General features: G+C 71.9%; 11 protein-coding genes. 10 read left to right on the top strand and 1 reads right to left on the bottom strand.

Annotated features, from left to right (window positions below):
• Positions 1-20: 20 nt before the first annotated feature.
• From ABZ877_RS31200 to ABZ877_RS31165, 8 genes are all read left to right on the top strand, one after another.
• Entirely contained in the window at positions 21-911 is an 891-nt protein-coding gene (locus ABZ877_RS31200; protein ID WP_361077954.1) for an amino acid ABC transporter permease, read from the top strand.
• Positions 908-1,699: an amino acid ABC transporter ATP-binding protein gene (locus ABZ877_RS31195; RefSeq protein ID WP_361077951.1), complete on the top strand. Its 792-nt coding sequence runs from the start codon at positions 908-910 to the stop codon at positions 1,697-1,699. Before ABZ877_RS31200 ends, ABZ877_RS31195 begins: the two co-directional genes overlap by 4 nt.
• Positions 1,700-1,745: 46 nt before the next feature.
• Positions 1,746-2,717, top strand: a complete 972-nt coding sequence (locus tag ABZ877_RS31190) for an ABC transporter substrate-binding protein (protein ID WP_361077948.1) — start codon at positions 1,746-1,748, stop codon at positions 2,715-2,717.
• Between the two features lie 40 nt (positions 2,718-2,757).
• A complete protein-coding gene (locus ABZ877_RS31185) occupies positions 2,758-3,837 on the top strand; it encodes an LLM class flavin-dependent oxidoreductase (RefSeq protein WP_361077945.1) in 1,080 nt (359 codons plus the stop codon).
• Positions 3,834-5,183: an LLM class flavin-dependent oxidoreductase gene (locus tag ABZ877_RS31180; RefSeq protein ID WP_361077942.1), complete on the top strand. Its 1,350-nt coding sequence runs from the start codon at positions 3,834-3,836 to the stop codon at positions 5,181-5,183. Before ABZ877_RS31185 ends, ABZ877_RS31180 begins: the two co-directional genes overlap by 4 nt.
• A 270-nt stretch (positions 5,184-5,453) precedes the next feature.
• Positions 5,454-6,356 carry a S1 family peptidase gene (locus ABZ877_RS31175; RefSeq protein ID WP_361077939.1) on the top strand — a complete coding sequence of 301 codons (903 nt, stop codon included), beginning with the start codon at positions 5,454-5,456 and terminating at the stop codon, positions 6,354-6,356.
• Positions 6,357-6,532: 176 nt separating this feature from the next.
• Entirely contained in the window at positions 6,533-7,450 is a 918-nt protein-coding gene (locus tag ABZ877_RS31170) for a slipin family protein (protein ID WP_361077935.1), read from the top strand.
• 265 nt (positions 7,451-7,715) lie between these two features.
• Positions 7,716-8,798, top strand: coding sequence for a S1 family peptidase (locus tag ABZ877_RS31165; RefSeq protein ID WP_361077932.1), 1,083 nt, complete (start codon positions 7,716-7,718; stop codon positions 8,796-8,798).
• Between the two features lie 89 nt (positions 8,799-8,887).
• Here the strand turns inward: ABZ877_RS31165 and ABZ877_RS31160 are convergent, their stop codons facing one another.
• A complete protein-coding gene (locus ABZ877_RS31160) occupies positions 8,888-9,964 on the bottom strand; it encodes a DUF3533 domain-containing protein (RefSeq protein ID WP_361077929.1) in 1,077 nt (358 codons plus the stop codon).
• A gap of 177 nt (positions 9,965-10,141) precedes the next feature.
• Here ABZ877_RS31160 and ABZ877_RS31155 point away from each other — a divergent pair, with 177 nt between their 5' ends.
• A complete protein-coding gene (locus ABZ877_RS31155; protein WP_361077926.1) occupies positions 10,142-13,585 on the top strand; it encodes a DNA polymerase III subunit alpha in 3,444 nt (1,147 codons plus the stop codon).
• Complete coding sequence (locus ABZ877_RS31150) at positions 13,582-13,743, top strand: hypothetical protein (protein ID WP_361077923.1); 162 nt, start codon at positions 13,582-13,584, stop codon at positions 13,741-13,743. The genes ABZ877_RS31155 and ABZ877_RS31150 overlap by 4 nt, the downstream gene beginning before the upstream one ends.
• The last annotated feature ends 10 nt before the right edge of the window (positions 13,744-13,753 follow it).

Here is a 13,753-nt window from a genome sequence, read left to right as displayed (position 1 = left end):
GATCGCTTCGAGGTACCCCTATGTCTCTGACCAGCGACCCACCCGTCGAACGCCATGAAAAAGCGGCGGCGCCGCCCACCGACTACGCCCAGCTCAAGGTCGTCCCCGTCCGCCACCCGTGGCGCTGGGTCGCCATCGCCGCGACCGCCGTCCTGCTCGCCCAGTTCGTCCACGGCCTGGTCACCAACGCGGGCTGGGAGTGGGACGTGTTCGCGGAGTTCTTCACCGCGGACGTCATCCTCAAGGCGGTCTGGACGACGCTCCAGCTCACCTTCTACGGCACGGCGCTCGGCTTCGCGCTCGGCATCGTGCTGGCCTTTATGCGGCTCTCGCGCAGCCGGTTCCTGAAGACGGTGGCGTTCGGCTACATCTGGGCGTTCCGCTCGATCCCGCTGATCGTGCAGTTGCTGTTCTGGTTCAACCTGGCCTACCTCTACAAGGAGCTCCAGTTCGGCATCCCCTTCGGGCCGGGCTTCTTCTCCTTCGACACGATGGGGCTGGTCGGCGCGATGAGCGCCGCCGTCCTCGGGCTCGCCCTGCACCAGGCCGCGTACGCCGCCGAGATCGTGCGCGGCGGCGTCCTCGCCGTCGACGGCGGCCAGTTGGAGGCGGCGGCGGCGCTCGGCATCCCGCGCCTGCGCCAGATCCGCCGGATCGTGCTGCCGCAGGCGATGCGCTCGATCCTGCCCAACGCCGCCAACGAGGTCATCTCCCTCTTCAAGGGCACCTCGATCGTCTCCGTCATGGCGATCGGCGAACTCTTCTACCAGGTGCAGGTCATCTACGGCCGCAACGGCCGCGTGGTGCCGCTCCTCATGGTCGCCACCGCCTGGTACATCCTCCTGACCAGCGCGCTCTCCGTACTCCAGCACTACGTGGAGCGCCACTTCGCGAAAGGCACGACCCGATGAGCGCCCCCGCCCCCGAGGCTCAGGCCCCGGCCCCCATGGTCGACATCAAGGCCGTCCACAAGAGCTTCGGCTCCCTCGAAGTCCTGCGCGGCATCGACCTGGAGGTGCGGGCCGGCGAGGTCACCGTCGTGCTCGGCCCCTCAGGCTCCGGCAAGTCGACGCTCCTGCGCACCATCAACCACCTGGAGAAGGTCGACAGCGGCTGGATCAGCGTCGACGGCGCGCTCGTCGGCTACCGCCGCTCCGGCGACAAGCTGTACGAGCTGCGTGAGCGCGAGGTCCTCAAGCAGCGCACCCACATCGGCTTCGTCTTCCAGAACTTCAACCTCTTCCCGCACCTCACGGTCCTGGAGAACGTCACCGAGGCGCCCGTCGCCGCGCTCAAGCGGCCCCGCGCCCAGGCCGTCGAGTCCGCGCGCACCCTCCTCGGCCGGGTCGGGCTCGCCGACAAGGCGGACGCCTACCCGCGCCAGCTCTCCGGCGGCCAGCAGCAGCGCGTCGCCATCGCCCGCGCCCTCGCCCTGGAGCCGAAGCTGCTCCTGTTCGACGAGCCGACCTCCGCGCTCGACCCGGAGCTGGTCGGCGAGGTCCTCGACGTCATCAAGGACCTGGCGCACCAGGGCACCACGATGATCGTCGTCACGCACGAGATCGGCTTCGCGCGCGAGGTCGCCGACACCGTCGTCTTCATGGACGAGGGCCGCATCGTCGAGCAGGGCGCCCCCGGCGACGTACTGGACGCGCCGCGCGAGGAACGCACCAAGGCGTTCCTGTCCAAGGTCCTCTGAACCCCCGCCCTCCCACCCTTTTCAAAAACCACTGAGGAGTACGAACATGCTTTCCCGCCGCACTCTCGCCGCCTCCGTCGCCGCGCTCGCCGTCGCCCCGCTGCTCGCCGCCTGCGGGGCTGACAGCGATGCCGCCACGACCACGGGCAGCGGCGGCACCAAGAAGGTCGGCAGCATCAACATCGGGCCCGACCAGCACCGCATCCGGGGCAAGAAGGTCGACAAGATCGCGGCCCTCGTGCCGGAGGCGGTCCGCAAGCGCGGCACGCTGCGGCTCGGCGGCAGCGCCGACGCCTCGCCACCGCTCGGCTTCTTCGCCACCGACGACAAGACGCGGATCGGCTCCGAGATCGACATCGCCACCCTCGTCGCGGACACGCTCGGCCTGAAGCTCCAGTCGGAGCAGGTGAGCTGGGAGAACCTCTTCGTCGGGCTCGACAGCGGCAAGTTCGACGCCGTGTTCTCCAACGTGACCGTCACCGAGGAGCGCAAGGAGAAGTACGACTTCGCGACCTACCGGCTCGACAACATCGCCTTCGAGGCGAAGAAGGGCACGGACTGGCGGGTCAAGGGCCCGAAGGACGTGGCCGGCAAGACCATCGCCGTGTCGTCCGGCACCAACCAGGAGAAGATCCTCGTCGACTGGAGCAAGCAGGACGAGAAGGCCGGTCTGAAGCCCGTCACGATCAAGTACTTCCAGAAGGACACGGACTACTACCTGGCGCTCCAGTCGGGCCGTATCGACGCCTACCTCGGCCCGAACCCGTCCGCCGCCTACCACGTGGCCTCCGCCGGGCAGTCGCAGATCATCGGCACCATCTCCGGCGGCGGCGACCTCGTGCAGGGCAAGATCGCGGCGACGACGAAGAAGGGCAGCGGCCTCGTCGACGCCTACGCGGCCGCGCTGGACCACGTGATCGCCGACGGCTCGTACGGGCGCGTCCTGAAGCGGTGGGGCCTGTCGAGCGAGGCCGTCCCGAAGTCCGAGATCAACCCGAAGGGCCTGCCCAAGCCGTGAGCCGCCGCCTCCTCTTACGCCTCCGAAAGGTCAACCAGTCATGACCAGCCAACCGGGCCGGGGCCTGCTGCACCTCGCCGCGGCCGTCGACCTGCCCGGCACCTTCGACGCCGGGCCCCACCTCCAGCTCGCCCGGCTCGCCGAGCACGGCGCCCTGGACTTCGTCACGCTCCACGACGGGTTCACCGGGCCGGGCCCCGACAGCCTCTCCGTGCTGTCCCGGATCGCCCCGCGCACCTCCCGCATCGGTCTCGTCCCGACCGTCACCACCACGCACACCGAGCCCTTCCACGTCCAGGCCGCCGTCGCCACCCTCGACTGGGTGAGCCGCGGCCGGGCCGGCTGGCGGCCCGACGTCTCCACCGGCGACCACGAGGCCCGCCTCTTCGGCCGCCGGGACGCCGCCGCCCCCGCCGACCTGTGGCACGAGGCCGGTGAAGTGGTCGACGTGGCCCGCAAGTTGTGGGACAGCTGGGAGGACGGCGCCGAGATCAGGGACACCACCACCGGCCGCTTCATCGACCGCGACAAACTGCACCACGTCGACTTCGAGGGGCGTACGTTCTCCGTGCGCGGCCCTTCCATCGTGCCGCGCCCGCCGCAGGGCAACCCCGTCGTCGTGATCGACGCGACCCAGCCGTACGCGTACGACGTCGCCGCCCGCCACGCCGACGTCGCCCTGGTCGCCGTCGTCGAACCGGACCGGCTCGCCGCCGTGCGCGAAGGGCTGCGGCGCCGGGCCGCCGAGCACGGGCGCGACCCCGACGCCCTGCGCGTCCTCGCCGCCCTGCGCATCGACCTCGGCGACGGCGAGTACGCGGCCCAGCCGGGGCACGGCGGCGGCCCGCTGCCCACGAGCGAGGGCCCGCTGTACCGGGGCGGGCCCGTCGACCTCGCCGAACTGATCACCGACTGGCACCGCGCGGGCGCCGCCGACGGCTTCCACCTGACGCCGCTCGACCCGCGGCGCGACCTGGAGCGCCTGGTCAACGGGACGGTGCCGCTGCTCCAGCACCGGGCCCTGTTCCGCACCTTCTACCCGGGCAGCACGCTCAGGGAGCACCTGGGGCTGGCCCGGCCCGCCAGCCAGTACGCCGCCCTCGCGGGAGACCCCTCATGACCTCGTCACGCAGCACGCGCGGTGACCGCAAACAGATCCACCTCGCCGCCCACTTCCCCGGCGTCAACAACACGACCGTCTGGGACGATCCGAGGTCGGGGTCGCAGATCGACTTCGCCTCCTTCGAGCACCTCGCCCGCACCGCCGAACGCGGCCTGTTCGACTTCTTCTTCCTCGCCGAGGGGCTGCGGCTGCGCGAGCACAAGGGCCGCATCCACGACCTGGACGTGGTCGGCAGGCCCGAGTCGCTGACCGTCCTCAACGCGCTCGCCGCCGTCACCGAGCGGCTCGGGCTCGCCGCCACGGTCAACGCCACCTTCAACGAACCGTACGAGATCGCCCGCCGGTTCGCCTCCCTGGACCACCTCAGCGGGGGCCGGGCCGCCTGGAACGTGGTGACCTCCTCCGACGCGTTCACCGGCGAGAACTTCCGGCGCGGCGGCTACCTCGACCGCGCGGAGCGGTACACGCGCGCCGCCGAGTTCGTGCAGGTGGCGCGGGAGCTGTGGGACGCGGGCACGGAGCGCCCGTTCCGGCACGTGGGGCGGCACTTCACGGTCGAGGGGGACTTCACCGTCCCGCGCCCGCCGCAGGGCCACCCCGTCGTCATCCAGGCCGGGGACTCGGCCGAGGGCCGCGAGTTCGCCGCGTCCACCGCCGACGTCATCTTCACCCGGCACGGCACCCTGGAGGCCGGGCAGGCGTTCTACGCCGACGTGAAGGCGCGGCTCGCCGCGTACGGGCGCGAACCGGACGACCTCAAGATCATGCCGGGGGTGACGGTCGTGCTCGGCGACACCGCCGCCGAGGCGCAGGAGAAGGCCGCCGAGATCCGGCGCCGCCAGGTCTCCCCGCAGAACGCGATCCTCGCCCTGGAGCAGGTCTGGGGCGTCGACCTGTCCTCGTACGACCCGGACGGTCCGCTGCCCGACATCGACCCGGTCGTGGACTCCGGTCTCTCGCAGGGGCGTACGCACCGCGGTGACGTGCTCGCCCTCGCCGAGAAGTGGCGCGAGCTGTCCCGCGCCAAGGGCCTGTCCATCCGGCAGACGGTGATCGAGGCGAGCAGCAGGCAGTCGTTCATCGGGACGCCGGACGCGGTCGCCGCCGACCTCGACCGGTTCGTCCAGGAGGGCGCGGCCGACGGGTTCATCCTCGTACCGCATCTGACGCCCGGCGGGCTCGACGACTTCGTGGACCAGGTGGTGCCGCGGCTCCAGGAGCGCGGGGTGTTCCGCACGGCGTACGAGGGGACCACCCTGCGCGCGCACCTGGGGCTGCGCCCGGCATCCGGAGCGCTGAATTCCGGCCATCCCGTGGCGGCGGGAAGCGGCGCTGGAACCTGACGGACGCTCAGCCCGTCTCAGGGAAGAGACCGAGCCCCGGCGGCGTACGCGATGTACGGGTGAAGCCGTCGGGGCGTCCTGTCGTGCATGCGGAGATCCCGTGCACGTCCGAAAGGCGCTCTTGAGTCGATCAGTTGAAGCACCGAATACTCCCGGGCAAGCGCTTGTCAGGAGCACGGCAGGTTCGGAATCCGGACGCCCGCCCCTGGCCGCGCCTCACGGGCCCCGACCCCACGCGGGCCCCCGACTTCCCCTCGGGAGGAACGAGCAGTGAGGATCAAGCGCACCACCCCCAGTGGCACGGCAAGACGGACCAGGCTGATCGCCGCGGGCACCGGCTTCCTCGCCGCGGCAGCGTTCGCCGCACCCACCGCGCACGCCGCCGAAGCACCCCAGACCTTCAGCGCCGCCGAACTCACGCAGACCAGCGACGCGGTGCGCAGCGCCGACATCGCCGGTACGGCGTGGGCCGTCGACACCAAGACCAAGCAGGTCGTCGTCACCGTCGACGAGACGGTCTCGCAGGCCGAGATAGCCCGCATCAAGCAGGAGGCGGGTGACACCGCCGGGGCGATAAAGATCAAGCACACGCCCGGCAAGTTCAACAAGCTGATCTCCGGCGGCGACGCCATCTATGCGAGTAGCTGGCGCTGCTCCCTCGGCTTCAACGTCAAGAACAGCTCCGGTGCCGACTACTTCCTCACGGCCGGGCACTGCACCGACGGCGCGGGCACCTGGTGGTCCAACTCCAGCCACACCACCACCCTGGGCACCACCGCAGGATCGAGCTTCCCGGGCAACGACTACGGCCTGGTGCGCTACACCAACACCTCGGTGACCAAGTCCGGCACCGTCGGTAGCGTGGACATCACCAACGCGGCCACGCCGTCCGTGGGTACGACGGTCACCCGGCGCGGCTCCACCACCGGCATCCACAGCGGCCGCGTCACCGCCCTGAACGCGACCGTCAACTACGGCGGCGGCGACGTCGTCTCCGGCCTCATCCAGACCACGGTCTGCGCCGAGCCCGGCGACTCCGGCGGCCCGCTGTACGGCGGCTCCACCGCGTACGGCCTGACCTCCGGCGGCAGCGGCAACTGCTCCTCCGGCGGCACGACCTTCTTCCAGCCGGTCGTCGAGGCGCTCAACGCGTACGGGATGCACGTCTTCTAGCACTCCGGTCCCAGCAGTGCGACAAGCAGTGCGAAGCCCCCGCCGGTCCGGCCCGGCGGGGGCTTCCCCTTTCGCGCTTTACCCCGTCACCCGGCTCTCCCGCCCCGCCCCCTGCCGGGGTTACCGTCGAAGTGATGCGTTGCTGCGTCCACTTCGGACCCTGGGGGGCCGTTGAGATGGTCGAGGAACTGGTGGCGGCGGGGGTGGCCGCGGCGTGTGCCGGAGCGGTGTACGCGATGGCGGCGGCGCGGGTCGTGCGGCAGTACGAGCGCGGGGTGGTGTTCCGGCTCGGCCGGCTCCGGTCGGCGGTGCGCGGACCCGGGTTCACGATGATCGTGCCGTTCGTGGACCGGCTCCACAAGGTCAACATGCAGATCGTGACGATGCCCGTGCCCGCGCAGGACGGCATCACGCGGGACAACGTCACGGTGCGGGTGGACGCCGTCATCTACTTCAAGGTCGTCGACGCGGCCGAGGCCGTCGTGCAGGTGGAGGACTACCGCTTCGCCGTCTCGCAGATGGCGCAGACCTCGCTGCGCTCCATCATCGGCAAGAGCGACCTCGACGACCTGCTCTCCAACCGCGAGAAGCTCAACCAGGGCCTGGAGCTGATGATCGACAGCCCGGCCATCGGGTGGGGCGTGCAGATCGACCGCGTCGAGATCAAGGACGTCTCCCTGCCGGAGACCATGAAGCGGTCGATGGCCCGGCAGGCCGAGGCCGACCGGGAGCGGCGGGCCCGCGTCATCAACGCCGACGCCGAGCTCCAGGCGTCGAAGAAGCTCGCCGAGGCGGCCGGGGTCATGTCGGACCAGCCCGCCGCGCTCCAACTCCGCCTGCTCCAGACCGTGGTGGCCGTCGCCGCCGAGAAGAACTCGACGCTGGTCCTGCCGTTCCCGGTGGAGCTGCTGCGGTTCCTGGAGCGGGCCACGCCGGGGGACGCGGGGCGGGCGGCGGAGGCGGCCGTGCACCAACTGAGCGAGCTGGACGGGAGAACCTGGCCCGCGCAGGCACAGGAGCAGGCGCAGGATCAGAGTCGGACGCAGGAGCGGACGCCGACGCCGGAGCGCGTGGCGGAGCAGGAGGCCCCGTAGGCCCGTCCATACGGGCGACTTTCGGCCAGGACCAGACCTTACCCTCCGCCCCTCCCTCCGAGCGCAGAGTGTTTGCAATGGGGATCGGCGTGAGGGGACAGGGGCGTACAAGGTACGAAAGGCGCACGACCGTTTCCGCACGCGCGTCCTGAAGTCGACCTTGTGTGCTCCGTGTGACGCTCGGGATAGTGGGCGGGTCACCCTCACGGAATCAGGCCCACCCCCACATCGGGCCTGGTCCGAACCCCCCACAGGAGGACGTCAGTTGAAGCACCGACGCATATCCAAGCGGCGCGTCGCCGTGACAGGGGCGGGAATCGCCGCCCTGGTCGCCGCGGGCATCACCTTCCAGACTGCGAACGCCAGTACCTCGTCGCCGGACCCGGCGCCCCGGACCCTCTCCGTCGCGAAGGCCGGAAACCTCGCCTCGTCCCTGACGAAGAGCCTCGGCACGGACACGGCCGGCAGCTACTACGACGCCGAGGCGAAGCACCTCGTCGTCAACGTGCTGAACGAGGACGCCGCGCAGGCCGTCCAGGCCGCGGGCGCCAAGGCCAGAATCGTCGAGCACTCCCTCGCCGCGCTCGACGGCGCCCGCGCGACGCTCACGAGCGACGCGACCATCCCCGGCACCTCGTGGGCCACCGACCCCGCCACCAACAAGGTCGTCGTCACCGCCGACCGTACGGTCAAGGGCGCGGCCTGGGAGAAGCTGAGCAAGGTCGTCGCCGGGCTCGGGGACAAGGCCGAACTCAAGCGCACGCAGGGCGAGTTCACCAAGTTCATCGCCGGTGGCGACGCCATCACGGGCGGTGGCGGCCGCTGCTCCCTCGGCTTCAACGTCGTCAAGGACGGGCAGCCGTACTTCATCACGGCGGGCCACTGCACCGAGTCGATCTCCACCTGGTCCGACTCCAGCGGCCAGGTCATCGGCACCAACGAGCAGTCCAGCTTCCCGGGCAACGACTTCGGCCTGGTGAAGTACACCGCGGACGTGCCGCACCCCAGCGAGGTCGACCTCTACAACGGGTCCGCGCAGCCGATCACCCAGGCCGGCGACGCCACCGTCGGCCAGCGGGTGACCCGCTCCGGCTCCACGACCCAGGTCCACGACGGCACGGTGACCGGCCTTAACGCCACCGTGAACTACGGCAACGGCGACGTCGTCACCGGCCTCATCCAGACCGACGTCTGCGCCGAGCCGGGCGACAGCGGCGGTTCCCTCTTCGCCGGCGACACGGCGCTCGGCCTCACCTCCGGCGGCAGCGGCGACTGCACGTCGGGCGGCGAGACGTTCTTCCAGCCGGTACCGGAAGCACTGGCCGCCACGGGGTCGGAGATCGGCTGACCCCGCACACAGTGACAAAAAGGCTCGCCCCCTGCCAGCGGGGCGAGCCTTCGCTGTTCACGCGGCCAGGGTGCGCGAGCCCGGGAGGGCTACGGTGCCGTGTTCGCGGAGGTGGAGCCGTTGCCCGGGGTCCGGGCGGGCCCGGTCCCGTGGCGCGCGGTGCTCCGGCCTCGTTCCCGCAGGGCCGTGGTGAGGAGCGTCACCACGACGCCGAGCACCGCCCAGCCGGAGAGGACGAGGAGGGGCTTGGTGAGGGCGTTGCCGTGGAAGTAGGCGATCGAGCGGGCCGCCCAGGTGCCCGCGCCCGGCGGCAGCCACGGCCCGATGGCCTGCCAGAACGGGGGCAGCATCGGCAGGGGGAAGGCGCCGCCCGCGCTCGGGTTGCCCGCGATGACGACGAGGAGCACGGCGAGGCCGATGCCGACGATGCCGGTCAGCTCCTCCAGGGCCAGGGTGATCGCGCCGACCGCGAAGGTGACCAGGGCGCCGAGTCCGGCCAGCCCCCAGAAGGAGCCGGGGAGCGCGCCGAGGATCGAGTCGCCGATGATCCACGAGCCGCCGATGCCCCCGATGACCGAGACGACCGCCATGGCGCCGAGCCGGATCAGCGCCCGCTGTGGGCTGCTCGTCCTCGACCCGGCGCTGATCGACATGATCGACGCGCACAGGTAGCCGCCGACGCACCAGCCGACGACGAGGTAGAACGCCGAGAGCCCGTCGAAGTCGCTGGGCGAGGCGGGCGCCACGTCGACCTTCTCCACGCTGCGCCGCTCGGCCCCGTCGACCTTCGTGGCGATCGTCTCCAGGGCGCTGGCCAGCACGGTCCCGCCGCCGGACGCGACGAGCAGGGTGTCCTTGCTGCCACGCGGGTCGAGGACCAGGGCCCCGTCGATCTTCCGGTCCATGATCTGCCGCCGCGCCGTCTTCTCGTCGGCGACCACCCGCGGGTCGAGCGGCGACCCCGGCAGCTTCGCCATCCGCTGCTCGGCCTGGCGCGCGGCCTGCTCCACCGGGGCGACGACCCCGAACGGCACGTCCTTCGGCGTCGGATTGTGCAGCGCCCCCACGTAGGAGGCGATGAAGAGCAACTGGAGGGCGAGCACGCCGATCACCAGCAGGGTGGCGCGCGGGGTCACGGCGGATCTGAACTCATCGGCGAACCTCATGCCCCCACGCTCCGGCGGCGGCCGGTGTCGTGCAGTCGGGGTGGGCCGAACGGGTTCCCGGCCGCCCCCTTCGAACGACGGTCGTACAGGTGATCGTACATTCGTTCGAAAGTTGGTTTATGGTGGTGGTGGGGGAGGTGAGACCCGGTTGGCTCGAGTGTGCTGGAGGCGCGTGCGATGGACTTCACGCATCTGCACACCGTCTCCGGGTTCTCCGTGCGCTACGGCGCCTCCCACCCCGAACGCCTCGCCGAGCGCGCCGCCGAACGGGGCATGACCGCCGTCGCCCTCACCGACCGGGACACCGTCGCCGGAACCGTCCGCTTCGCCAAGGCGTGCGCCAAACACGGGGTGCGCCCGCTGTTCGGCGTCGACCTCGCGGTGGGCGCCCACGAGCCGGAGGCCAGGCGCCCGACGCCCGTACGGGGAGGCGCCTTCGTCGACGAGTCGGCGCCCCGCGCCACCTTCCTCGCCCGCGACGGCGCCCGCGGCTGGGCCGACCTCTGCCGGATGATCACCGCCGCGCACGCGGGGGAGGACCCCAAGGACGTCCGCCTGCCCTGGGACGCCAACCACGGCGACGGCCTCACCGTGCTGCTCGGCCCCGACTCCGACGTCGGCCGCGCCCTCGCCGCCGGACGCCCCGACCGCGCGGCGGCGCTGCTCGCCCCCTGGCGCGAGATCTACGGCGACGCCCTGCGCCTCGAAGCCGTCCACCACGGCAGGACGGGCACGGGCCCCGGCTCCCTGCGCCTTGCCGCCCGCACCGTCGGCTTCGCCGCCGAGCAGGGCATCCGCCCGATCCTCAGCAACGACGTCCGCTACGCCGACCCGGGCGCGGGCCCCGTCGCCGACGTCCTGGACGCCGCCCGCCGCCTCGTCCCCGTCGACCCGGCCAGGGGACTGGACAGCGGCGAACGCTGGCTGAAGGACCCGGCCACCATGCTGGCCGAGGCCGAGCGGATCGTGGAGGCGGCCGGATTCCAGCGCTCCACCGCCCACCGGCTGCTCGAACAGACCGAGCGGACGGCCGCCGCCTGCCGCGTCGACCCCGAGGAGGACCTCGGCATCGGCTCGGTCCGCTTCCCCGAACCGCACCTCGTCGGCGCCGGGCGGCGCACCGCCCAGCGCGTCCTCGCCTCCCGCGCGACCGCCGGCATGGTCCGCCTCGGCCACGCGGGCGACCGCTCGTACTGGGAGCGGCTCCACCGCGAACTGGACATCATCGCCCACCACGACTTCGCCACCTACTTCCTCACCGTCGCCCAGGTCGTCGACGACGTGCGCGCCATGGGGATCAGGGTCGCGGCGCGCGGCTCCGGCGCCGGATCGCTCGTCAACTACCTCCTCGGCATCGCGAACGCCGACCCGATCGAGCACGGCCTGCTCATGGAGCGCTTCCTGTCCAAGCGCCGCTCCGTCCTGCCCGACATCGACATTGACGTGGAGTCCGCGCGCCGCCTCGACGTCTACCGCGCGATCCTCGACCGGTTCGGGCCCGAGCGCGTCGCCACCGTCGCGATGCCGGAGACCTACCGGGTGCGGCACGCCATCCGGGACGTCGGCGCGGCCCTGTCCATGGCCCCCGCCGACATCGACCGCATCGCCAAGGCGTTCCCGCACGTCCGCGCCCGCGACGCCCGCACCGCCATGGCCGAACTGCCCGAACTCCGCGACATCGCCGCCGAGTTCGGCGACCACCCGCGGCTCTGGGAACTGGTCGAGGCGCTCGACGGGCTGCCCCGCGGCGTCGCCATGCACCCGTGCGGCGTCCTGCTCTCCGACGCCTCCCTGCTCGCCCGCACGCCGACCGTGCCGACCAGCGGCGAAGGCTTCCCCATGGCCCAGTTCGACAAGGAGGACGTGGAGGAGCTGGGCCTGCTCAAGCTGGACGTGCTCGGCGTGCGGATGCAGTCCGCGATGGCCCACGCCGTGAGCGAGATCGAACGGACGACCGGCGAGTCCGTCGACCTCGACTCCGTGCCCCGGACCGACCCGGCCACGTACCGGCTGATCCAGTCCACCGAGACGCTCGGCTGCTTCCAGATCGAGTCGCCGGGCCAGCGCGACCTGGTGGGACGCCTCCAGCCCGCCACCTTCCACGACCTCGTCGTGGACATCTCGCTGTTCCGGCCCGGACCCGTCGCCGCCGACATGGTGCGGCCGTTCATCGAGGCGCGCCACGGCCGGGCCCCGGCCCGCTACCCGCACGAGGACCTGGAGGACGCGCTGCGCGAGACGTACGGCGTCGTCGTCTTCCACGAGCAGATCATCCAGATCGTCGACGTCATGACCGGCTGCGGCCGCGACGAGGCCGACCGGGTGCGGCGCGGCCTGTCCGACCCCGAGTCGCAGGAGCTGATCAAGTTCTGGTTCGCCCAGCACGCGACGGTGCGCGGCTACGACGCCGAGACCATCCGGAAGACCTGGGCGATCGTCGAGGCGTTCGGCTCGTACGGCTTCTGCAAGGCGCACGCCGTGGCCTTCGCGGTCCCGACGTACCAGTCGGCGTGGCTGAAAACGCATCATCCCGCCGCGTTCTACGCGGGCCTGCTCACGCACGACCCCGGCATGTACCCGAAGCGGCTGCTGCTCGCGGACGCGCGGCGGCGGGGGGTGCCGGTGCTCCCGCTGGACGTGAACAAGTCGGCGGTCGACCACCAGATCGAACTGGTGTCTGATGCGGACGGCCCCGGGTCAGGCGCTTCCGATAAGTGGGGCATCCGGCTCGCCCTCTCCGACGTCTACGGCATCAGCGAGGCCGAGGCCGAACGCATCGCCGCGGGCCGCCCCTACTCCTCCCTGCTCGACTTCTGGGAACGGGCCCGGCCGAGCCGCCCGCTCGCCACCCGGCTCGCCCAGGTCGGCGCCCTCGACGCGTTCGGCGCCAACCGCCGCGACCTCCAGTTGCACCTGGCCGAACTCCAGCGTTCGGGCCACGGCGCGCGCGGCGAGCAACTCCCGCTGACCGGCGGACGCCGCACCGCCTCCGCCGGACTGCCCGACCTCGGCGACGCGGAGCGGATGAGCGCCGAACTCGGCGTCCTCGGCATGGACGCCTCCCGCCACCTCATGGGCGACTACCGGACGTTCCTGGACGACCTCGGCGTCGTATCGGCTCGCCGGCTGCGCGACGCCGAGCACGGCAGCACCGTCCTGGTCGCCGGGGCGAAGGCGGCCACGCAGACCCCGCCGATCCGCTCCGGGAAGCGGGTCGTCTTCTCCACCCTCGACGACGGCACGGGCCTGGTCGACCTCGCGTTCTTCGACGACGCGCACGCCGCCTGCGCCCACACCGTCTTCCACTCGTGGCTCCTCCTCGTACGGGGCACGGTCCAGCGGCGCGGACCACGCAGCCTGAGCGTGGTCGGCGAAGCGGCCTGGAACATGGCCGAACTGACCGAGGTCTACGGGGCCGAGGGGCTCGACGGCGTGGCGCGGCGGATGGCCGAGCCGCCGCCCGGCGCGGAATCCGGCCGGGAGCAGGGTGAGAGCGGCCGGCGCATCCAGATGGCCAACGGCTTCGTGCTGAACCCCTGGGCCGACCTGAAACCGGCCGGTGACGGCACCATGGGCCCGCGGCGCAAGCTGTGGCACCAGAGCCAGGGGAGCGCGGGATGAGCGCCGCCCAGCACGGACCCGCCGATGTGCTGTGCGTACGGTTCCTGCTGCCGCCCGGCGACGAGACGCCCCTGCCCCGGCTGCTCGGCCTCCTCGCCGGGATCAGCCCGGCCGACACCGCGACCCGGCAACTGACCTTCGACCCGCTCGCCGCCTGACCGCCGGCCG

Origin of the sequence: Streptomyces sp. NPDC046939 (assembly GCF_040644575.1) — a bacterium.
GTDB lineage: Bacteria > Actinomycetota > Actinomycetes > Streptomycetales > Streptomycetaceae > Streptomyces.
The sequence above is the reverse complement of the archived record's forward strand: the minus strand, read 5'-3'. Positions and strand labels throughout refer to the sequence as shown.

What these genes read in the sequence shown, in the direction of transcription:
- ABZ877_RS31185 (WP_361077945.1), top strand. Translation starts at nt 2,758, where the DNA reads ATGACCAGCCAACCGGGCCGGGGCCTGCTGCACCTCGCCGCGGCCGTC.
- ABZ877_RS31190 (WP_361077948.1), top strand. Translation starts at nt 1,746, where the DNA reads ATGCTTTCCCGCCGCACTCTCGCCGCCTCCGTCGCCGCGCTCGCCGTC.
- ABZ877_RS31155 (WP_361077926.1), top strand. Translation starts at nt 10,142, where the DNA reads ATGGACTTCACGCATCTGCACACCGTCTCCGGGTTCTCCGTGCGCTAC.
- ABZ877_RS31160 (WP_361077929.1), bottom strand. Translation starts at nt 9,964, where the DNA reads ATGAGGTTCGCCGATGAGTTCAGATCCGCCGTGACCCCGCGCGCCACC.
- ABZ877_RS31195 (WP_361077951.1), top strand. Translation starts at nt 908, where the DNA reads ATGAGCGCCCCCGCCCCCGAGGCTCAGGCCCCGGCCCCCATGGTCGAC.
- ABZ877_RS31180 (WP_361077942.1), top strand. Translation starts at nt 3,834, where the DNA reads ATGACCTCGTCACGCAGCACGCGCGGTGACCGCAAACAGATCCACCTC.
- ABZ877_RS31150 (WP_361077923.1), top strand. Translation starts at nt 13,582, where the DNA reads ATGAGCGCCGCCCAGCACGGACCCGCCGATGTGCTGTGCGTACGGTTC.
- ABZ877_RS31200 (WP_361077954.1), top strand. Translation starts at nt 21, where the DNA reads ATGTCTCTGACCAGCGACCCACCCGTCGAACGCCATGAAAAAGCGGCG.
- ABZ877_RS31170 (WP_361077935.1), top strand. Translation starts at nt 6,533, where the DNA reads ATGGTCGAGGAACTGGTGGCGGCGGGGGTGGCCGCGGCGTGTGCCGGA.